This window comes from Polaribacter sp. 20A6 (assembly GCF_011378915.1).
Taxonomy (GTDB): domain Bacteria; phylum Bacteroidota; class Bacteroidia; order Flavobacteriales; family Flavobacteriaceae; genus Polaribacter; species Polaribacter sejongensis.
Window position 1 is genome coordinate 805,388 of sequence record NZ_WTPZ01000002.1, and the last position, 22,241, is coordinate 827,628.

Here is a 22,241-nt window from a genome sequence, read left to right on the forward strand (position 1 = left end):
AAATGAAAAAGGTTACAATTGTATTACTATTATTAAGTCAGTTGTCATTATTTGCACAAGATTATAAGTTTGGTAAAGTTTCTAAAGAAGAATTAGTTGAGAAATTTTATCCATTAGACTCTACAGCAGATGCAGCTTATTTGTATAAGAGTAGAAGAACTTATTACGATTATGTTCAGGGAGATGGCTTCCAGTCTGTAACGGAAATTCATGAACGAATTAAAATTTATACTAAAGAAGGTTTTGATTTAGCTACAAAATCAGTGGCTTATTACAAGCCAGATTATGGAAAATCACAAAAAGTAGCATCAATTAAAGGATATACCTATTCTTTAGTTAAAGGTAAAGTAGTTAAAGAAAAATTATCTAAAAATAGTATTTTTGAGGAGAAGAAAAATAGGTCTTATAGTATTAAAAAAATTACAATGCCAAATATTAAAATTGGTGCTGTTTTAGAAATTAAGTATAAGCTAATTTCTCCATATGCAAATTCTATAGATGATTTAGAATTTCAATACGGAATACCTGTTAAGAAGTTATCATGTAAAATAGAAATTCCAGAATATTTTATTTTTAATAAAAGATCTGTAGGCTTTTATTTTGTTCAAATGGAGAAAGGTTCTAAAAGTGGAGCCATAGGAACTTTGGATTTTAGGATTGATGTTTTTTCATTTAATGGAAATAATATTCCAGCTTTAAAGGATAATGAGCCTTTTATTAGTAGTATTTATAATTATAGAGGTGGAATGAAATTTGAATTAACTCAAACAAATTTTGTTAGCATTCAAGGTGATTTAACAAACTATTCTAATACATGGGAAGATGTAAGCAAGCAAATTTTTAAATCTTCTAGCTTTGGTACGGAGTTAAATAAAAGTAGTTATTACAAACACGATTTAGAAAAAATACTTGAAACTTCTAAAACAATTTCAGAAAAAATTACAGCTATTTTTCAGTTTGTTAAAAAACAAGTAAAATGGAATGGGGTTAATGGTAAATATACCGATAATGGTGTTAAAAAGGCTTATAAAGAACGAGTAGGTAATGTAGCAGATATTAATTTAATGCTAACCGCAATGTTACGTTCTTCAGGTTTAGACGCGAACCCGGTTTTGTTAAGTACTAGAACAAATGGTTTTCCTCTTTTTCCAACATTAGAAGGCTTTAATTATGTAATAGCTATGGTGGAATTTGAAGATGGTACCTTTGTTTTATTGGATGCTTCAGAAGAATTTAGTATGCCAAACATTTTACCCACAAGAGCTTTAAATGGGAATGGAAGAAAAGTAACTAAAGAAGGAAAATCTTCTTGGGTTAAATTAACTTCAACGAAACATGCATTAGAAGAAAATAATATAATGATCAAAATTTCTGATGATATGATGGTAGAAGGTTTTGTTCGAACAAAATTCGATCATTTAAACGCATTAAATTATAGGAAAAATAATAATCATATAAAAGAAGAAAATTTAATCACAAAACTAGAAGAAAAAAATAATTTCGAAATTGAAAATTATAAAATTTCACACAAAAAATCTTTAGAAAAACAGGTTATTAGAACTGTTAAGTTTTCTAGTGAAAATTTAGTTGAAGATATTAATGGAAAATTATATATTGAGCCATTACTATTTTTGTCTGAGCATAAAAATCCATTTAAATTAGAAGATAGAAAGTTTCCTGTAGATTTTGCAACTCCATGGAAAGAAAGTAACACCGTTTCTATACAGATACCAGAAGGGTATAAAGTAGAAAAGCTACCAGAACCATTGGCTATTGGATTTCCAGATAGTTTGGGGGTATTTAAGTTTCAAGTATCACATCAAGGAAATAAGATTAGAACATTGTCAATTTTACAATTTAACAATGCTATTATTGCTCCTCAATATTATGCGGCATTAAAAGATTTTTATAGCCAATTAGTAGAAAAACAATCAGAGAAAATTGTTTTAGTAAAAATTTAATTAGAAAACCCAGAACGCAAGTTTTGGTTTTTTTTTATTATTAGTTTTTTAAAATAGGAAACCTAACATAAAATAGGTTACAAATTTACAGCAGTAGTGTTTTTTATTTGTTCAATAGTAAATATGCTGTGTGTGCTGCCAATATATTTTATTGCAGTTAATTTTGTAACCATAAAATGTCGGTATTCATCCATGTCTTTTATGTAGATTTTTAGAATATAATCATAATATCCAGTTACATGAAAACATTCAGATACTTCATCTAACTTTAAAACTTCACGCTCATAAACGGCTGTAACAAATTAAATAACTATTATCAGTTTTAGATTTTAAATAGGTGTTTAAATTTTTTGATGTTTTATGTAGGACTTTTTTTACCATTGATAAATTTAATAGTTCAAATTTAAAAGACAATTTGTGTAACTTCTAGTAAAATCGTAACATTACAGAACTAAAATGTGAAGTATGCCAGAGGATAAAAATCTTTCAGAAATAAATATTGAAGATCAAAAAATTATTGAAAATAAAGAACTTAATATTTGGGAAGCTTTGCTACCTGTTTTTGCCCTGGTTGGTATGTTGTTTTACAACGTGTTTTTTGTATATGGAGACGATGCTTTAAGTGGTAGTAATCAATTTCTTTTAATAATGGGAGCAGCTGTTGCGGCACTTGTTGGTTTTAAGAATAAGGTTTCTTATAAACAAATGATAGACGAAGTTTCAGAAAATTTAAAATCTACTTCTGGTGCTATATTAATTTTATTAATGGTTGGTGCACTTGCAGGAACCTGGTTAATAAGTGGTATTATCCCTTCAATGATTTATTATGGATTACAAATTTTAAATCCAACAATATTTTTGGCGGCTTCAGTCGTTATTTGTGCAATTATTTCTGTAGCAACAGGTAGTTCTTGGACAACCTCTGCAACAGTAGGTATTGCTTTAGTAGGTATTGGTAATACTTTAGGTATTTCTGCAGGTATGACGGCAGGTGCGGTTTTATCTGGTGCTTATTTTGGAGATAAAATGTCTCCATTATCAGACACAACAAATCTTGCGCCAACAATGGCAGGAGGAGATTTGTTTACACATATAAAATATATGTCGTTAACAACAGTACCAACGATTTTAATTACATTATTAGTTTTTATAATTATTGGTTTTTCTATAGAAACTACAGGTACACCAGATATCTCAGATAAATTAGCGGCTATCGATGGTGCTTTTAATATTTCTCCTTGGTTATTTATAGTTCCTGTTACTGTAATTGTTCTAATTATAAAAAAAACAGAGCCTTTAATAGCATTATTAGCGGGTACTTTATTAGCAGGTATTGTTGCTGTAATTGCACAGCCACATATAGTAATGAACGTAGCTGGTGCAGAATCTTTAACTTTTAATTCGGCTTATAAAGGAGTTATGAATGCAATAACTGTAGATACTGCAGTAGAAACTACCAGTAAAGAATTGAATGATTTATTTTCAGCTGGAGGAATGAATGGTATGTTAGGTACGATTTGGTTGATCATTTGTGCAATGGTTTTTGGTGGGGTTATGGATGCTATCGGTGCACTGGCTAGAATTAGTAAAGCATTATTAAGTTTGGCAAGTTCTGTTTTTGGTCTTTTTGCAAGTACGGTTGCAAGTTGTTTGGCTTTAAATATAACAGCTTCAGATCAATATTTAGCAATTGTAGTTCCGGGTAAAATGTTTAAAAAAGCTTACGAAGACAAAGGTTTAGCACCAGAAAACTTAAGTAGAACTTTAGAAGATTCTGGTACGGTAACTTCTGTATTAATTCCTTGGAATACCTGTGGTGCTTATCAATCTGGAGTTTTAGGAGTTTCTGTGTCAGAGTATTTTTTCTTTGCAATCTTTAACTGGTTAAGTCCTATTATGACCTTAATTTTTGCTGCTTTCAATATTAAAATTAAACAACTTGTTAAAAAATAATACAATAGTTGTTGCAACTATTTCTGATGCAAAAATACTTACTGAAATTGCTTTAAAATCGAAAGCTTTTTGGGGCTATTCTAATGAGTTGATAGAAGGTTGGCGAGCAGATCTTACGGTAACCTCTAGAACGATACAAACTTGCCAAGTGTATAAGTATATGATTAATGACGAAGTTGTTGGTTTTTATGTTTTAAATACTCCAAATGAAGAACTGGTAAAATTAGAAATGTTATTTGTTTTACCTCTTTTTATAGGTAAAGGAATCGGGAAAGAATTATTAGCGCATGCTTTAAACAAAGTAATAATTTCTAATGCAAACAAGATAGAATTAGTGGCAGACCCGAACGCAATTCCTTTTTATAAATCGCAAGGGTTTCTAGTGAAAGAACAAATAGGTAGTGCTATTTTAGGTCGTTTTTTGTCTTTAATGCAAAAAGATTTAAAACAATAGAAATTATTAAAAGCAACCACGGACTTCCGTGTAGCAAAACATCAAACCAGTCTTTAGCTTGCATTGCTTGTTCTCCAGAAAAAGCACTTCCACCTAAAATCCATTGAATTTTGCCTAAAATATGTGGTGGATTAAATGGAGCAAGACCTAATGTTAAACTAGCAAGTAAAAAGAGTTTCCAGTTATCTTTAAGTTGTTTTATCATTTTTTTGATGGTATCATAAGAGAAAATACTTTATCCGTCAGATTGTGACTATATAAACCAGTTCCAAACCAATCCAAAACGAATTACAAAATCTCTATAAGGGTAGTTAGGCGCAGAGTAATAATTTTTCTCTGTAAAGCTAGAAGTTACATTTTCTATTTTTAAAAACAAACGCGTTCTTCGTACTTGTGCATTAAAGAAAACATCTACAGAAGGGAAACCTATTTCTTGGTCATTCTGCAAAGTAAACTCTGCTAATAACGGATTATAAGCATTCATTTTATACTTTGTAAAGTAGTTAAAAGTTGCCCCAATATTTACCAGCATTGGTTTTCCTTTAAACCAATAATCTTGGTAATATAATGTGTTTCTAGTAACCAATTCTGGTACTCTAAAAACCGAACTACCGCTACTTACATTTTGATACATTATGGTATTATCTAAAGCAAACTTTTTTATCCTAAACTCTTTACTTGCTTTTACCTTTAAATATGAAATCTGGCCATCAAACTGTTGTGGTTTGTTATTTTCATCAAAATACGTATAGTTGTCAATATTGGTAAAATTTAACGAAGCATTTAACCATTTAGAACTTAAATCGAACCCTAAATCTCTTGTGTTAACAGAACTAAAGTCATTATACCAGTTGTAATCATCATACTTACTTTGATGTAATAAAGTGTTGAAATTTGGTGACTTAGAACTAATTAATAAACTACCTTTTACAGCAAAAAGACTATCTTTTTTGTACAAAGCTTCTCCTTGTAGAAAACTCCCAGACAACCTGCCACTTCCTGGAGATAAATTACCTGTTGCATTTAAATGAAAGTTTTTAATTCTAGCATTCCAATCTGCACCCACAGAAATAGCATTTCCTTCTAATTTTATTTTAGAAATATTACTATTAGAATTTAAAATTGAATCATATCCGTAAGAATAACTAGAAAGATTTACTTTGGCTTTAAATTTACCAAGTACATATTTAGAATTAAACTCTAAGTTCATTTCATTATTTGTAATGGTATTTTTAGCCTGGTTATTGCTTGCTCCAGAAGCATTAGATTCTCCAAAAAAATCTGTTGTTATTGTAGGTTGTGTAAAACTATATTCTTTAGTTTCTGTAGTAAATACGTGTCCTATTTTTAAGTTGCTAAAATCTGTTTTATTAATGGTGTCTTTATTTGCCAATAATTTATAACTATGTTCTAAATAAACTCTTCTACCTTCAAAATCATTTTCTGCATCATCTAAATTTACATCCAAATAAGATCTAGTACTATAGTCGGAATCGTTGCTTTCAAACTTATCAATTTCAGCTTGTGGTAAGCCACCACTTTCCTCATTAAAGAAATCTTGAGAAGTTAAATGTCCACGGATTTCATATTGATTATCTTCTGTTCTGTAGTGAAAAGCACCTCTAAAATTTCCATGACTAGCCAAAGACCTTCTATAAGCACCTAAAGAACGAATTCCTTTGTAAGAAAGAGAAACATTAAGTCTTCGAGAAAAATTAACAGTAAAAATAGCATCTAAAACTTGTCCCTGTTGTAAACCCGTTCTGTAAGTTATTTCTGTAGTTGGTGTAGGTACTTCGTAATATTTTATTTCGTCAACATCTAAATAACTAAACTGTTTTGCGGTAAAACCAATATCTGGCATTAATTTTAGATTGCTAAAATCATATCCTAAATTAGTAAAAGTTTGCCCTTGGTTGTGAAACCCTAATAACTCAAAATTATCAGTACGCAAATAATTGAATTTATAATCCTTCTGAATCGATAAAGTGGTGTCTATATAAGTAGTATCTCTTTGATGAGAAAATATTTTATAATCCGTATATTTTGTCTTTCCAGATAAAGTTACAGAGATTTCCCTAGAATTTTTAATAGAATCATTCTGAGAATTAGGATTCCTTCCTAAACCATTTCCTCCACTTCCCAATTGAAAATCTGTTTGAGAGTATAGCGTGTTTGTTATAAATAAAACAAGTATTGATAAGAAAAATAACGATTTGTTCATAGATTGTTTCTGCAATGGCAAATGTAAAATAATTTAACGAAAAGATTCGTTAATAATTATCATGAAATCTGTTAATTAAACTATATTTTTCACCTTTTATTTTAAGTTTCCTTAAAAAAGAGTCATTCCTATAGAAACAAGAACCTAAAAGAAAAAGTTTTCTTTTCTTTGCAAAATGTTAGCATCAAATTATAGTGGTTTTATTTTAGAGGCAGGCACAGACGAGGCCGGTAGAGGTTGTTTATGCGGTCCTGTAGTTGCGGCAGCCGTAATTTTACCAAAAGATTTTACGCATCCTTTTTTAAATGATTCTAAGCAATTATCGGAAGCAAAGCGAGATGAATTACGTCCGTTTATAGAAAAAAATGCCATTGCTTATGGCGTTTCTTTTGTTTGGCAAGAGGAAGTAGATCTCATAAATGTTTTGCAAGCCTCTATTACGGGCATGCATCGTTCTATAGAGATGCTTAAAATACAGCCAGAATACATTATTGTAGACGGAAATAAATTTAGAGATTACAAAGATATTCCGCATGAAACCATTGTAAAAGGCGATGCAAAATATTTAAGTATTGCAGCAGCTTCTGTATTGGCAAAAACCTATAGAGATGAGTATATGACAAAGATTCACAAAGAATTTCCTATGTATAATTGGGTTAAAAATAAAGGATATCCTACAAAAGAGCACAGAAACGGGATTCGTGAATTCGGGGCAACAAAATACCATAGAAAAACGTTTAAGTTGTTGCCAGAACAGACAAAATTAAAGTTGTAAATTGTTTTTTAGAAGCTATTTCCTGCTTTCACTACTCGCTTTTTTCGCCTAAAAAGACAAAAAAGAGCTCAAACAAATAGCCTGTCTTGAGCGCAGACGAAAGATTCAATCAGGGCTAAGCTATTTTGCTAACTTTTAAAAAATCTCATACAATTATTTCCTTTTTATTAAAAAACTTCAACTATTTTTACGCTCCAAAATTTTAAGTAATGATTAGAAAAACCAAAGCAGAAATTACCAAATGTATTTTACATAAAGTAGCCAATAAATTTAATAGCGGACAAAACGTTTTTTCTGAAGACTTAATTCGTTTCGATCAAGAAAGTTACGATTTAATGAAAGGTTTTTTATTGAAACCATTCGGGAATTTAACGCAGAGTTACCGTTTTACTAAGCATGAAGATGTTCGTTTAAACGAGGTAAATAAATTTGCTTCAGAAGTTTTTAGTGACGAAGAAAGTTTTGTCGAATACTCTAAAAGTATTGTAAATCACTTATTTGAACAATCTAATTCGGCACAAATAAAAACTGGAGATGTATTGGTTGTTTATATAGAAGGTATCGAGTATAAAGATGTCTTAACAGAAGCAATTGGAGTTTTTAAAATAGAAAATAAAGTAGATTTTTTCCAAACTTATTTAGACGATAATGAAAGTTTTGATATCGTTGTTCAAAAAGGAATCTCTACAAAAAGAATAGATAAAGGGTGTTTGGTTTTAAATACTTCTGATGAAGAAGGTACTGTTGTTTTTTCTGTAGACAACAACAATTACGATGCACAATATTGGGTTAAAAACTTCTTATCTGTAAAATTAGCAGACGATTATAATTCTCATACACAGAATTATTTAGAAATGTGTAAAGAATTTTCTGAAGAGGTAATTCAGCCAGAGTTAGGAATGCACGAAAAAGGAAATTTCTTAGCAAATACTGTAGATTACTTTAAAGAAAATGAAGCTGTAGATTACGCTACTTTTAAAGATGAAGTTTTTGAAGATGAGAAGCACAAAGAAAAATTTGACGAGTATAAAAACCACTTCGAAAAGTTAAATGATGTGTTAATCAGAAATAATTTTGATGTTTCTGGAGTTGTTTTAAAGAAAGAAAAAAACAAGTTAAAAACAGAAATTAAGTTAGATACCAACATCAACATAAAACTAGATGTAGATGCGCCAGAAGCAGCATCAGAATATTTAGAAAGAGGGTATGACGAAGAAAAGAAAATGAAATACTATAAAGTGTATTTTAACGAAGAGAAGTAATTATCTCTTTCAATTTTTAAAAAAAAATCCCGCTTATGTTTATAAAAAATGTAAGCGGGATTTTTCTTTTTTTAAGATTCAATAAACTCTTCAACTTCAAAAAGTACTTTAAAATGCTTTAAAATTTTAGATTTTACTTCTTCTATATCTACTTTTCTGTTTAATTCAGCTTCCATAGAAGTCACTGCTTTTCCTTTTATTCCACACGGAATAATATTATCAAAATAACCTAAATTTACATTGGCATTTAGTGCAAATCCATGCATGGTAACCCAACGAGAAGAACGGATTCCCATAGCACAAATTTTACGTGCAAATGGTGTTCCTACATCTAGCCAAACTCCAGTTTCTCCGGGACTTCTTTCTGATTTTATACCATATTCTGCAATGGTTAAAATAATAGCTTCTTCTAAAAAGCGTAAGTATTTATGGATGTCTGTAAAGAAATTTTCTAAATCTAAAATTGGGTAGCCAACAATTTGCCCAGGACCATGGTAGGTAATATCTCCACCGCGATTTATCTTATAAAAAGTAGCTCCTTTTTCTGCTAACTGACTTTCATTCAGTAATAAATTACTTAGGTCTCCACTTTTTCCTAAGGTGTAAACATGTGGGTGTTCTACAAATAAAAAGTAATTTTTTGTTGGGTTTGTATTCTCGTTTCTACGATTATCAATCTTAATGGCTACAATTTCTTGTAATAAGTCAGTTTGATAGTCCCAAGTCTCCTTGTAATCTTTTACAGATAAGTCTTTTAATAGTATGTTTCTGTTCATCATTGCGACTACAAAGATAATTATTTCATTATATTTGATAACGATTTTATATAAATACTGTTTATGAAAACAAGATTATTGCTGTTATTTATTTTTGTTGGCTTCTTTTCTTCTATCGAAGTGATAAATGCTCAGACCTTTTTGAAGAAGATTGATAAAGACAATTTTTCAATTCAAGAAGATCAAATTTATTCTAAGAAGAATTTTCCAAAAGTATACAATCTAGTTTCTATAGATATAAATAACTTTAATACAGAATTAAAATCAAAATCTAGTTCTAAATCGGTACAGAAAACCATACAATTACCGAATACTGATGGAGGTTTTTCTAATTTTGTTATCAATGAGACTTCAAATTTTGAAAACAAATTATCAGAAAAATACTCTATGATAAAGTCGTATTCTGCTCAAGGAGTAGATGATCCTACAGCAGTAGCCAAAATTAGTATTGGTACAGACGGTTTTCATGCAGTTGTGTATTCTGGTGTAGAAAAAACATTATATATAGATCCTTATTCTAAGGATAAAAAATCTTTAATGGTCTACAAAAGAAGTGATTTAAATACAGATAACGATAGTTTTACCTGTCATGTAGAAGAGGCTGCACGTAGAGGTATTGCTAAAACTACTAGTTTTAAAAATGCACAAGATGGAAAGCTAAGAACTTTTCGTTTGGCTTTAGTTTGTAGTGGAGAATATGCACAATTCCATTTAACAAATCAGAATATATCTGCTGCTGCTTCAGATGAAGTTAAAAAAGCTGCCGTACTTTCTGCAATGAATACGACCATGACAAGAGTTAATGGTATTTTTGAGAGAGACTTATCTGTAAGAATGACTATTGTTGGAGATAATGATAAAGTGGTTTTTTTAGATGCAGCCACAGATAATGTTACGGATGGAGATCCTGACACTATGCTTAATCAAGTACAAACTATTTGTGATACTGAAATAGGAAATGCAAATTATGATATTGGACATATTTTTAGTACTGGTGGAGACGGTTTAGCAAGTGGAGGTGTAGTTTGTATTACAGGTCAGAAAGCACGTGGAGTAACGGGAAGAAGTGAACCTATTGGTGATGCGTATGATATTGATTTTGTAGCGCATGAAATGGGACATCAATTTGGAGCAAATCACACACAGAGTAATAGTTGTAATATAAATAGTAGCACAGCAGTAGAGCCTGGTAGTGCTTCTACTATAATGGGGTATGCAGGTATTTGTATACCAAACGTACAGTCTAAAAGCGATGATTATTTTCATACAGTTAGTATTGCAGAAATGTGGAATATTGTAAGTTCTTCTGCAAATTGTGCTGTGTTAACAGATACAAATAATAGTGCGCCAACAGCAAATGCAGGATTAGATTATAGTATTCCAAAATCGACACCCTTTTTACTAAAAGGAGTTGCAACAGATGTAGATGGAACGGCTAGTTTAACCTATAATTGGGAGCAGACAGATAATGAACCTGCAGCAACAATGCCTCCAGCTACAACAAGTTCTGTAGGACCAATGTTTAGATCTTTACCTTCTGCAATGAGTTCAGAAAGATACATGCCTGAATTGGCAACGGTGGTAGCCGGTAGTACAGCATCAACTTGGGAAGTTGTGCCATCTGTAGCAAGAGATTTAAATTTTTCTTTTCTAGTGAGAGATAATCATGCAGGAGGAGGAAGTACTGCAAGAGATAATATGACAGTAACGGTAGAAGATGCAGAAGCCTTTACGGTTTCAGCTCCAAGTACAGCTGTTTCTTGGTTTGCAGACACGACACAAAATATAACATGGAATAAAGGAACAACTGATATTGCTCCAATAAATTGCCAAAATGTAACGATTAAATTATCTGTAGATGGTGGAATTACGTTTCCTATTATTTTAAAAGAAAATACGCCTAATGATGGTTCTGAAAATATTGTAATACCAGAAAACCCAACTACATCTGCTAGAATTATGGTAGAAGCGGCAGACAATATTTTCTATAATGTAAATGCAACAAATTTTACAATAAATTCATCAGTTCCAACATTTGTAATGACAGATACAAGTGGAGATCAGTCTGTTTGTAATACCGGAAATCAGTCTGTAAGTTATATTTTAAATTTCGATTTTATAAACGGATTTTCAGAAAATGTGGCTCTTTCGGCTACAGGTCAACCGGAGGGAACAACAGTTAGTTTTAGTGCATCAACTATAAGCGCAGATGGTAATGTTAATATGACTGTAACTGGTTTAAATGATGCCGTTGAACAACCTTATACGATTAATGTAATAGGGAGTTCTACAAGTATTTCTAATAACATAGATGTTCAATTAAATATAACGACTTCTAGTTTTGATGCCTTAACGCTAACTTCTCCTGCCAATGATGCTGTTGAAGTAGATTTAAGTACAACCTTAAGTTGGGATGCAGATACCAATGCAAGTAATTACAACGTACAAGTAGCAACAGATACTGGTTTTACACACTTAATTGTAAATGAAAATGTAACTTTAAATGAGTATTCTTTATCAGAACTTTCTGTAAATACCACTTATTTCTGGAGAGTAAAAGCTGAAAATAGTTGTGCAGAAGGTAGTTATTCAAATGTATTTGAATTTAAAACATTAACACCTGTTTATTGTGCTTCTAATTTTACAGATGATGTTATAGGGAAAGAATTTATAACTAATGTAACATTTAATACCATTAATAATAATTCTGGCAATGCTGCTGTAAATGGATATGAAGATTTTACTGCTATAGAAACAAAAGTGAAAAACGGAGAAGATCATCAAGTTTCTGTAACGTTAGATACGGGAGGGTTTCAAGATCATGTATATGTATTTATAGATTGGAATCAAGATTTTATTTTTGATAAAACAACGGAAAGGTATGATTTAGGAACTGAGTCTACTGATATAGGAACCAAAACATTTATGATTACAGTGCCAGGTGATGCCAAAGTTGGAAGCACAACAATGAGAGTTGTTATAGAGTATGATGATTCAGGAGGTTATGGAGATGGCCCTTGTAATGCAGATCATTTAACAGAATGGGGAGAAACAGAAGATTATACAATTGTTGTTATAGATGTAAACAATGTTTCTGTGCAAACAACATCAGAAACTTGTGTAAATGAAAACGATGGTATTATTACGGTAGACGTATCGCAGACTTCTTTAGATTATAATGTAACATTATCAAGTTCTGCAGTTATTTCTACTTCCTCGATAGTTGGTTCTAGTAAAATATTTTCAGATTTAAGTCCTGGTATTTATGAGGTTTGTGTAGAAACAGTTCAACAAGACTTTACACAATGTTATGAAGTTGAAATTGTAGAATCTCAACCAATCTCATTAAAAGCGAGTGCAAGTAAAACATCAAAAATATATTCTTTTGCTATTGATGAGGGGACAGCTCCTTTTAGTGTATTCTTAAATAATAAGTTACTAAGAACTTCTAGCGAAAAGAGCTTTGATATTGAGTTAAATGAAGGGGGCTTGTTAGAGGTGAAAACTGCGAAAGATTGTGAGGGTGTGTTTAAAACAACAATAGATGCTGTTATATTACTCCAAAATCCAGTAGTAAATTCTATTGAATTATTGCTTCCTTTAGGAGTTGAAAGTGATCGTTTAGAAACACTAATTTTTGATATAAATGGTAAATTAGTATTTAAACAAATGGTAAATGTTCAAGGAAATTCAATGTCCATTCCGTTTCAACAATTTGCAAACGGTATTTATATTTTAAAATTACCAATTGCTGCCAAACCGATTAAAATATTAAAGAAATGAGAAAGGCGATAATTATTTTAAATTTATGTACTATCTGCTTTTTAGCTGTAAGTTGCTCTTCTAAGGATGATGAAAATAAAGCGCCGAGTATTGTTCAATTAGAGTTTCCTACACAAGATTTGTTGTGTATAGATCATACAATTTCTTTTAATTGGAGTGATGCAATAGACTTAGAAAATGATGTTATTGAGTATACGATTATCATAGCCAAAGACAGGCAGTTAACAGATGTTGTAGAAAACAGAACTGTTAGCGAAAGTGAGTTAACTGTAACTTTAGAGAAGTCTACAGCGTATTATTGGCAAGTAAGTGCAATAGATGTAGATAATAACCAAGAAAGTAATTCTGAAGTGTTTTCTTTTTATACAAAAGGAGATGGAGTTACAAATTATGCTCCTTTTATGGCTGATTTAAAAACGCCAGAAAACAATGGAAACGTTACTGAAGGTACTGTAGATTTAGTTTGGGAAGCGTCAGATATAAATACAGCAGATACACTAACATATGAATTATTTTTTGGTGAAGATGCTGCTTTAATTTCTATTGATAATACCCTTAGGGTAAAGTCATATTCGGTTTCTGTGGTTTCAGGAAAAACATATTCATGGCAAGTAAATGTAACAGATAATGTTGGTGCAAAATCTATTGGGCAAGTTTTTACGTTTACGGTAGATTAATAAAATATTCTTATTAAATAAAAAAAGCCACATCAAATTTTGATGTGGCTTTTTTATAAAAAGATATTTTTTCTTATCCTAAGAAAGGATATTTATAATCTGTAGGAGAAACTAATGTTTCTTTTATCAACCTAACAGAAGTCCAACGTAATAAGTTTTGTGCAGAACCCGCTTTATCATTTGTACCAGAAGCTCTTGCTCCTCCAAATGGTTGCTGACCAACAACAGCTCCAGATGGCTTGTCGTTAATATAAAAGTTTCCAGCAGCGTTTTCTAATGCTTTAGAAGCTTTCTCTACAATATATCTATCCGTAGAAAAGATAGCACCTGTTAGTCCGTATTCTGTAGATTCATCTACTAATTTTAATGAAGCTTCCCAATCTGCATCTTCATATACATAAACCGTCATCACTGGGCCAAATAACTCAGTTGTCATGGTTGCGTATTTTGGAGATTGACTAACAATTACAGTAGGCTCAATAAAGTAACCAACAGATTTGTCGTGGTTTCCACCAATAATTATTTCTGCATCTTTATCTTTTTTAGCCGCCTCAATGTAACTTGTAATTTTATCAAAAGAACCTTCGTGAATAACTGCATTTATAAAATTAGAAGTATCTTCTGGAGATCCCATTTTTAACTCGCTTGCTTGTGCAATTAAATGTTTCTTAACTTCTGGCCAAAGTGACGCAGGAATGTAAGAACGAGAAGCAGCAGAACATTTTTGACCTTGGTATTCGAAAGCACCTCTTGTCATTGCAGTTGCAACTTGTAAAGGATTTGATGAGTTGTGAACCCAGATAAAATCTTTTCCACCTGTTTCACCAACAATTCTTGGATACGTTTTATACGTATGGATATTAGTACCAATTTGCTTCCATAATTCTTTAAAAACATGTGTAGAACCTGTAAAGTGTAGTCCAGAGAAATCTGGAGAACTTAAAACAGTATCAGAAATCATAACTGGATCTCCGTAAACAACGTTTATAACACCATCTGGCAAACCAGCTTCTTTAAATAAATCTACAATTACTTGTGCAGAATATGCTTGATGATCAGAAGGTTTCCAAACAACAACATTCCCCATTAAGGCAGCAGATGCAGGTAAATTTGCAGCAATAGACGTAAAGTTAAAAGGAGAAATAGCATAGATAAATCCTTCTAAAGGTCTGTACTCAACTCTGTTCCAAACTCCAGGAGAAGATGTTGGTTGATCTTTAAAAATATCCGTCATGTATTCTACATTAAAACGGAAGAAGTCAATCATTTCACAAGCAGCATCAATTTCTGCTTGATACACGTTTTTAGATTGCGCAATCATCGTTGCTGCATTCATTCTTGCTCTATAAGGTCCTGCTAATAATTCAGCAGCCTTTAAGAAAATTGCAGCACGTTCCATCCAACTTACGCTAGACCAAGCTTCTCTAGCAGCTAAAGCTGTAGAAATAGCAGCATCTACATGTATCTTATCTGCTGTATGGTATTGCCCAACTACATGCTTATGATCATGAGGAGGAGTAATGTTTTTAGTATTTCCTGTTCTAACTTCTTCACCATTAATATGCATTGGCACATCAACTTTGCTGTTATACATAGCTTTATAAGTAGCTAATAATTCTTCCTTTTCAGGAGAGCCCGGAGCATACCCTTTTACAGGTTCGTTTACTGCTTTCGGAACATTATAAAATCCTCTTGACATTTGTGTATATTTTAAGTTTTAATCGACTAATTTTGAGTTTCAAAGTTACAATTTTTGTTTCAATAATTTTAACTGAATTTTTATGTCTTTTGTTAAGGAATGTATAAAGATATCGTCTAAACGTAAAGTTTATCATAATTAATTATAAAATGTATGTGTACAGTAAGTTATTTGCCTTTAGGAAATAATGATTTTATCTTAACTTCTAATAGAGATGAGACTCCACTAAGAAATACAATTCCACCCCAAAATTATATAGAAAATGGTGTTCAGTTAACGTATCCAAAAGACGAATTAGCTGGTGGAACTTGGATTGGTTTAAGTGATAAAAGTCGATTAGTTTGCCTTTTAAACGGTGGCTTTAAAATACATACTAGAAAGAGTTCTTATAAAATAAGTAGAGGTATTATTGTCAAAAATATTTTATCTGCTGATGATGGAGTAGCTTATGTAAATAATTATGATTTTACAGAGATAGAACCTTTTACTTTAGTTTTGGTCGATTGGAAAAATCAATTAGAAACTTATGAATTGGTTTGGGATGGAAATACAAAACATTTTAATAAATTATTACAAGAACCTAAAATTTGGTCTTCATCTACTTTGTACACAGAAGAAATGAAGGAAATGAGGCAAGTTTGGTTTTCTAATTGGTTATTAGAAAATGATGAATTTCATCAAGAAAAAATAGTAGAATTTCATCAAAATGAGAATTTAGGAACTCTTGGTACTTCACCTAAAATGAAACGTGAATTTGTAGAAACGGTGAGTGTTACTTCTGTGAAAAAAGAAAAAAGTAATGTTAATATTACTTATTTGGATGTTTTAAATCCTCTGAAAAGTAAAATATTATAATTTATAAAATAAAACAGCTATCTAAGTTAGATAGCTGTTCTGTAAAATATTGCTTTTAATTATTTTGCAATTAGTATTTTTTTAACTGCTTTTTGTTTTCCGTTATTTACTTCAATAAAATACAAACCTGCATTTAAAGAAGATACATCTACCTTACCTATAGCATTATTGTTTTCTAATTTAGTTTCTAAAATTTTAGTTCCTAAAATAGAGTATACTTTAACTGTGTTAAAATCTGTTGAAGCTCTATTGATGTATAACATATTATTAGTGATAGGGTTTGGATAAAACTCTAAACCTAGCTCTTCTGCTGAAGAAAAATCATTTATTCCTAAATTAGAAGAACCATAAAACTCTATTTCCGTAATGGCTGTCCAAGCACTTTCTCTTTTATCTGCAGTACTATTAAATCGTCCGAAACCTACTAATTTAACATAACGCGCTTCTGTACTTACTTGATATTGATTAAATTCTGTAGTGCTTATAGCTGTTAACAGTAAATCACCTGAAGTAGGTAGTATCTTAGAAAAATCATCAGCATCTGTTCCTGTGTTAGAGACGTATATTTGAAATCCGAATGCGTCTGATTTATTGGTGGTGTTAAACTGAATTAAATTTAAAGTTTGTGAACTTCCTAAATCGTAAATAACGTATTCTCCATCACCTTTGTAATCTCCAGAGATAATACTACCGTCATCTGCGGTCCATTCTGTATCTAAATCTTTGTCTAAGGAATTAGTAGCAAACTCACTTTTAGAGCTATTCTCTTTAGAAAAAGAATGAATGGTTACTTTATCTGTAGCTAATCCGGTTCCTGTATTAATTAACTTGTATAAATCCGTTAAATCTGCACCTTCTTGCGTAATATTTAAAGTTCTTATAATATTATCTCCTCCAGCATCTTGTGTAAAAGTTACCGTACCAGTTCTGTTTGTAGTTTCTGTGTTTTTTGTTACGGTAACAGAGATAGTTGCATTACCAGTTCCAGAAATCATATCAATAGAAATCCAATCATTATTGGATACTGCTGTCCAGCTAACATTTGCATTTACAGAAACATCATTGCTTCCTGCGGCTGCAGTAAATGAAGGCATGCTACTTACTGTTAAAGATTCAATTACCTCAATTGTACAATCACCATCAAGAATATTATTTCCTAAATTATCAGCAAAACAAGCCCCAATTCCATGTCCAACCATATCATCTGTTGCTGGTTTATAAGCTCCCATATCAGCTCCTTTACCATCAGCACCAGTTCCTGAAAATGTAAAAATCTCGCCATCTTTTGTAGCTGTAATTCCTGATTCTTCAAAAAAACCTTCATTGGTTTCGCCTAAACTTGTACCTGTATAAACATTTCCTATATAGTTTAGTTCTGTACCTAAATTTGCGTAAGAAGTTTCAGTATCACCAGAAATAATATCTGTAATATTTGAATTGTTATCAGTAAAATAAATTAAATTATTTGAAACTGTTCCTGTAGGGTCTGTTGATCCTTTATCTGTGTTATAAAATAAAGGCGCATTTGTGTTTACAATTGAATTATTAGAAACAATAATATTTTCAGTTTTTTGATATCCATTGGATACACTTGTAGAAGTACAATCAACAGAGTTATTATCAGATCCTCCTATAAATGTGATACCATTATTCCATTTTGCTTGGTCTACAACGGTAACACAATCTTGAATATAATTATTGGTAATTGTATGGTCGCTATCTGTAATTCTAATTCCACCAGTACCATCAACTCCTTCTCCTAAAAAGTAATTGCCATCTACAGTGGCATTAGAACCATGTCTAAGTACTAACGAGCCTCTAGATCTTCTAAAGGTGTTGTTTGTGTACGTATTGTTTTTACTTTTATTTGTAATAATTTCATTTTCACCATCGGCTTGTACAAAATAGTTATTACTAACAATAGCGCCACTATTTATATTTTGATATTCACTGGTACCAATACGAATCGTTTCACTATCTCCAGCATTACTTTTACTAGCATCCATTTTTTCAAAATTATAGAAATAGTTATTCATAATTTTATGTCCTACTAAATCACAACGAGTATTTACGGTTTCAAATCCATTATCTGGTTCACCGTCTTCTGGTTCATCATAAGGGGGAGCCCAAGCATTATAGGCGTACTCTGCCAATACAATTGCACCTGCACTAGATTTATTTAAAAAAGAACAATTAATTACAGTATTATAAGTTCCGAATAAAACGATCCATCTATGTTTTGTAATCGATCCATCTTCTATATCACCAGCAAGATCATCTGGTTCTATCTGTAAACCATCAATTACACAGTTCTGAATTGTACTATGATGCGCAAGGTCGTAACCATTTCTAAATTCTATAAAGTTACTAGCTCCATAACCTCCTTTCCAATGAAAACCATCTACTACTAGATATTCACCAGTAGCAACTTTTACACCGTCCTCTGTTTCACCGCCGATAGTTAATCTAGGTCCTCCGGTAAAAATTACACCACCAGGAGTTTCTGCTCTTAAAGTAACAGGGTTTTCTACAGTACCAGATCCCAGAAACCTTATTCTTTCGTCTGTATCATAAGTTCCATTTTTTAAAATAATGACATCTCCGGGTTCGTAGAGTACATTTCTTACGTCTTCCGGATCGTCAATGTTATACGTCGTCTGGGAGGTAGAAATTTGTGTGATTAATAAAAGTAGTGCTGCTAAAAAATACTTTTTGTTCATGTTAATTGCTGTTTAATATTAATAATATTTGGTAAACCAGTTTGGTAAACCAAATATAGGGAATTAAATATCTGAAAACAAGACGTTTGTTTTGTGTAAAGGTATTAATGATTAATTGTTAAGAAGAAAAGGAATTTGCTGAAGATACTTTATACAAAAGTATAAAGCTTAAAGGATTTTTATAGAAAGTGTAACATTTAGATCTAAAACAATGCAAAAGCAATAAAGGAAATAAAAATAACGCCTAGTGAAGTAAAAATCATAAATAAAACATTTGCAAACACGTATTTAAATAATGTTTTAATAAAGCTTTGTTCGTAGAATTTTTTCATTGCTAGAAATAAATATAATAAAAAAAGCAATAAAAATAAACCTGCATAACTGTCTGTTTCTATAAAGATGTTTAGAATATAAAAAATTGAAAGTAGCAAGAAAAAGAGGGTTTGCGTGTGGAAAACAAATATTAAATGTTCTACATAGGTAAACTTACTTCGGATGTAAATAAATTTTAAAAAGAGTGTAAATAAGGGTAATAGTATAAATAACGCAATTGAAGAATAAGAAAGAAATTGCTTTTTTAACTTTTTGGAAACTGTACTATCTGTAAAAAAAGTATTGATTAACTGAGACCTAGAATACCAAAATTTATTAGAAAAACTTTTATGTATTTTTAAACTATCTAAAGCGTCATCTACATACAGGTTAGGGTGCTGTTTTTGAAACTTCAGCATTTTAACTATTTTTATTTCTTTGCCACCAACTTTAAGGAATGGCATTTTAGAAATAGTATCTTTAATAGCGGTTAATGTGGAATCTGTTTCTTTTAAATTTAAGATAGAATCCTTTTTTTGATCTTCTTTTAAATTGAGGTTTATAGCATTAAAAATATCCGTATTGTTCGGGTTTTTTCCATTTCTAAAATTATTAAAATCGTTATAGCTATCTGTAATACCTATAATTAAAAAGAAGATAACAGAAACAGTTAAGTAGAATTTAAAAGGGTTAGAATAGCGTTGTCTTTTCCCTGCAATGTAATTTTTAGAAACTTCTCCAGGTCTTATTAAAAGTGGGATTAATGTTTTCCAAAATTTAGCATCAAAATTAAACAAGCCATTAAATAAATGATGAATAAAGCTGTAAAAAGTAATTCTATTTCCTTTATTCTCCTGGCCACAATCTGGACAAAATTTTTCATGTCCACTAAAAGGATGCCCACAATTTAAACATGCAGGGTCTTTTATAATAATTGTTTTCTTTTTAGATTTGGTTAGTTTAATGTTGATTGGGTGGTGAGTTGAAAGGTTGGTATAATTACTTTAAATTGTTCAAAAGTTTCTAGGTTTATCATGGTATAAAACCCTTTCATAGCCCCAATGTTGGATTCTAAGAAACAACCAGAACCATACTTATATATGTCGTTTGGTTTTAAAGTTGGTGTTTGTCCTACAACACCTTCTCCACTTACAATTTCTGTGTTATTAAGTGTATCAAAAATTGTCCAAAATCGATCTGTTAGTTTTACAGTTTCGGTAGATTTATTTTCAATAGTAATTATATACCCAAAAATGTGGTGCAGTCTGTTGTTTCTATAATTTGTGCCTTTGTATTTAGTATCAACAGAAATTTTTATGCCTTTTGTAATTTGGTTTATCATTGATAGTAAATGTAGTTTTTTTGATTTTAAATTACAAATGATTTTTAATCTGATTTATGTTTTTTTTAATTATAGTACATATATGGTTGGTTTTCTCATAAACAACTTTTATAAAATCTAAATATTTCTAGATAGGAGCTACTCTGTTATTCTTTTTAGTTTTTTGCGTAATACATTTTCTTATTATGGATGTTCTTCTATCTCAAATTGTGTAAAGTTTACTCATTTACACTATTAATTACACATGTTTTACACGGATTAATTAAAGTGGTATAAAAGTGTGTTAATATTAAGTAGTTGTTTTTCAGTGTTTTACTAGTAGTTATTGCGAGGTGATTCTACATGGCATATTTATTTCTATATACTAATCAGAAATAATAACAACCTTAAAAACTTATATCATGAAAAAATTAATTTTTACAGTAGCAGTAGCAGTAGCAATTTTATCAAGTGGAGTTTCAATCTCAGCAGCAAACATTAACAATAGTAATCATTCTGATGAAGTAATTGTAATGACAATTAATGAAGACTTTAAAGAAGTTGCTTTAGAGGATTTGCCAGAAGCAGTAAGTAATGCAATTTTAAAAGATTATGCAACGGCTGTTGTTGGTAAAGCATATGTAAACGAAAGTGAGCAATATAAAATTGAACTTACTATTGATGAAACTGAAAGTGTAGTTTATGCAGACAAAGAAGGTAATTGGTTAAAAGAGGGTGATGTTGTAGTAACTGAATAAGATTACAATATTGTTACAAAGTAGTTACAGGTATAAGGATCTTTAATTACAAATTTTAAAATATCAAATTATAAATAATTAAAAACATACAATCATGAGAAAATTAATTTTAACAGTAACCGTAGCACTTTTAACAAGTGGAGTATCAGTATTTGCAGCAAACAATATCAATATTAACAATGCAGATGAAATTGTTGTTGTAGTAACCAATGATGATTTTAAAGAAATTTCAGCAAAGGAATTACCAGAAGCAGTTTCTAATGCAATTATGAAAAACTTTCCATCAGCTACAGTTAACAAACTATATGTAAATGGTAGCGAGCAATATAAAATTGATCTTACTATTGATGAAACTGACGCTGTAGTTTATGCAGACAAAGATGGAAATTGGATAGAAGAAGGTGATGTTGTAGTAAAGGAGTAAAGTTATAATAGTCTATAAAAGTAAAGTAGTTGTAGGTCTTAGGATCTTTAGTTTATAAATAGTAAATCTTAAAGTAATTAATAATTTAAAAAACATATAACCATGAGAAAATTAGTTTTAACAGTAACCGTAGCACTTTTAACAAGTGGAGTATCAGTATTTGCAGCGAACAATATCAATACAAACAATGTAGATGAAATTGTAGTTGTAGTAACCAATGACGATTTTAAAGAAATTAGCGTAAAAGAATTACCAGCAGCGGTTTCTAGCGCAATTGTAAAAGATTT

General features: G+C 30.8%; 17 protein-coding genes and 2 pseudogenes. 11 read left to right on the forward strand and 8 right to left on the reverse strand.

Going from position 1 to position 22,241, the window contains the following annotated elements:
• Nucleotides 1-2 precede the first annotated feature (2 nt).
• Nucleotides 3-1,961, forward strand: a complete 1,959-nt coding sequence (locus GQS57_RS07250; protein WP_165731898.1) for a DUF3857 and transglutaminase domain-containing protein — start codon at nucleotides 3-5, stop codon at nucleotides 1,959-1,961.
• Between the two features lie 77 nt (nucleotides 1,962-2,038).
• Here the strand turns inward: GQS57_RS07250 and GQS57_RS07255 are convergent.
• Nucleotides 2,039-2,188 (reverse strand): annotated as a pseudogene (locus tag GQS57_RS07255) (Lrp/AsnC ligand binding domain-containing protein); the annotation flags it as partial.
• A 238-nt stretch (nucleotides 2,189-2,426) separates the two neighbouring features.
• Between GQS57_RS07255 and nhaC the strand changes: the two are divergent.
• Nucleotides 2,427-3,914 carry a Na+/H+ antiporter NhaC gene (nhaC, locus tag GQS57_RS07260; protein ID WP_165731899.1) on the forward strand — a complete coding sequence of 496 codons (1,488 nt, stop codon included), beginning with the start codon at nucleotides 2,427-2,429 and terminating at the stop codon, nucleotides 3,912-3,914.
• Nucleotides 3,901-4,368, forward strand: coding sequence for a GNAT family N-acetyltransferase (locus GQS57_RS07265; RefSeq protein WP_205860228.1), 468 nt, complete (start codon nucleotides 3,901-3,903; stop codon nucleotides 4,366-4,368). The genes nhaC and GQS57_RS07265 overlap by 14 nt, the downstream gene beginning before the upstream one ends.
• Here GQS57_RS07265 and GQS57_RS07270 read toward each other — a convergent pair.
• Together GQS57_RS07270 and GQS57_RS07275 are read right to left on the reverse strand one after the other, a co-directional pair.
• Nucleotides 4,319-4,573, reverse strand: a complete 255-nt coding sequence (locus GQS57_RS07270) for a hypothetical protein (protein ID WP_165731900.1) — start codon at nucleotides 4,571-4,573, stop codon at nucleotides 4,319-4,321. The genes GQS57_RS07265 and GQS57_RS07270 overlap by 50 nt on opposite strands.
• A gap of 48 nt (nucleotides 4,574-4,621) precedes the next feature.
• Nucleotides 4,622-6,592, reverse strand: a complete 1,971-nt coding sequence (locus GQS57_RS07275) for a putative porin (RefSeq protein ID WP_165731901.1) — start codon at nucleotides 6,590-6,592, stop codon at nucleotides 4,622-4,624.
• A 175-nt stretch (nucleotides 6,593-6,767) separates the two neighbouring features.
• Here GQS57_RS07275 and GQS57_RS07280 point away from each other — a divergent pair, with 175 nt between their 5' ends.
• Nucleotides 6,768-7,367 (forward strand): ribonuclease HII, encoded by a 600-nt coding sequence (locus GQS57_RS07280; RefSeq protein ID WP_165731902.1) that lies wholly within the window; start codon nucleotides 6,768-6,770, stop codon nucleotides 7,365-7,367.
• 209 nt (nucleotides 7,368-7,576) lie between these two features.
• On the forward strand, nucleotides 7,577-8,629 hold the full coding sequence (locus GQS57_RS07285) for a nucleoid-associated protein (RefSeq protein ID WP_165731903.1): 1,053 nt from the start codon (nucleotides 7,577-7,579) through the stop codon (nucleotides 8,627-8,629).
• Between the two features lie 71 nt (nucleotides 8,630-8,700).
• Here GQS57_RS07285 and lipB read toward each other — a convergent pair whose 3' ends face one another.
• The gene (gene lipB, locus GQS57_RS07290; protein WP_165732039.1) at nucleotides 8,701-9,405 is read right to left on the reverse strand and encodes a lipoyl(octanoyl) transferase LipB; all 705 of its coding nucleotides are present in this window, start codon (nucleotides 9,403-9,405) and stop codon (nucleotides 8,701-8,703) included.
• A 63-nt stretch (nucleotides 9,406-9,468) separates the two neighbouring features.
• Between lipB and GQS57_RS07295 the strand changes: the two genes are divergently transcribed.
• Together GQS57_RS07295 and GQS57_RS07300 are read left to right on the forward strand one after the other, a co-directional pair.
• A complete protein-coding gene (locus GQS57_RS07295) occupies nucleotides 9,469-13,188 on the forward strand; it encodes a zinc-dependent metalloprotease family protein (protein ID WP_165731904.1) in 3,720 nt (1,239 codons plus the stop codon).
• Nucleotides 13,185-13,865, forward strand: coding sequence for a hypothetical protein (locus GQS57_RS07300; protein ID WP_165731905.1), 681 nt, complete (start codon nucleotides 13,185-13,187; stop codon nucleotides 13,863-13,865). The genes GQS57_RS07295 and GQS57_RS07300 overlap by 4 nt, the downstream gene beginning before the upstream one ends.
• Nucleotides 13,866-13,938: 73 nt before the next feature.
• Here GQS57_RS07300 and pruA read toward each other — a convergent pair whose 3' ends face one another.
• On the reverse strand, nucleotides 13,939-15,564 hold the full coding sequence (gene pruA, locus GQS57_RS07305) for an L-glutamate gamma-semialdehyde dehydrogenase (RefSeq protein ID WP_165731906.1): 1,626 nt from the start codon (nucleotides 15,562-15,564) through the stop codon (nucleotides 13,939-13,941).
• A gap of 153 nt (nucleotides 15,565-15,717) precedes the next feature.
• Between pruA and GQS57_RS07310 the strand changes: the two genes are divergently transcribed.
• Nucleotides 15,718-16,419, forward strand: a complete 702-nt coding sequence (locus tag GQS57_RS07310; protein WP_165731907.1) for an NRDE family protein — start codon at nucleotides 15,718-15,720, stop codon at nucleotides 16,417-16,419.
• 59 nt (nucleotides 16,420-16,478) lie between these two features.
• Here the strand turns inward: GQS57_RS07310 and GQS57_RS07315 are convergent, their stop codons facing one another.
• The 3 genes from GQS57_RS07315 to apaG form a co-directional block, all read right to left on the reverse strand.
• Nucleotides 16,479-19,139 (reverse strand): chondroitinase-B domain-containing protein, encoded by a 2,661-nt coding sequence (locus GQS57_RS07315; RefSeq protein ID WP_165731908.1) that lies wholly within the window; start codon nucleotides 19,137-19,139, stop codon nucleotides 16,479-16,481.
• 203 nt (nucleotides 19,140-19,342) lie between these two features.
• The gene (locus GQS57_RS07320) at nucleotides 19,343-20,248 is read right to left on the reverse strand and encodes a DUF3667 domain-containing protein (protein WP_165731909.1); all 906 of its coding nucleotides are present in this window, start codon (nucleotides 20,246-20,248) and stop codon (nucleotides 19,343-19,345) included.
• A gap of 158 nt (nucleotides 20,249-20,406) precedes the next feature.
• The gene (apaG, locus tag GQS57_RS07325) at nucleotides 20,407-20,793 is read right to left on the reverse strand and encodes a Co2+/Mg2+ efflux protein ApaG (RefSeq protein ID WP_165731910.1); all 387 of its coding nucleotides are present in this window, start codon (nucleotides 20,791-20,793) and stop codon (nucleotides 20,407-20,409) included.
• 401 nt (nucleotides 20,794-21,194) lie between these two features.
• Here apaG and GQS57_RS07330 point away from each other — a divergent pair, with 401 nt between their 5' ends.
• From GQS57_RS07330 to GQS57_RS07340, 3 genes and pseudogenes are all read left to right on the forward strand, one after another.
• Nucleotides 21,195-21,530 (forward strand): hypothetical protein, encoded by a 336-nt coding sequence (locus tag GQS57_RS07330; protein ID WP_165731911.1) that lies wholly within the window; start codon nucleotides 21,195-21,197, stop codon nucleotides 21,528-21,530.
• 94 nt (nucleotides 21,531-21,624) lie between these two features.
• Nucleotides 21,625-21,954 carry a hypothetical protein gene (locus GQS57_RS07335; RefSeq protein ID WP_165731912.1) on the forward strand — a complete coding sequence of 110 codons (330 nt, stop codon included), beginning with the start codon at nucleotides 21,625-21,627 and terminating at the stop codon, nucleotides 21,952-21,954.
• Between the two features lie 102 nt (nucleotides 21,955-22,056).
• Nucleotides 22,057-22,241 (forward strand): annotated as a pseudogene (locus GQS57_RS07340) (hypothetical protein); the annotation flags it as partial.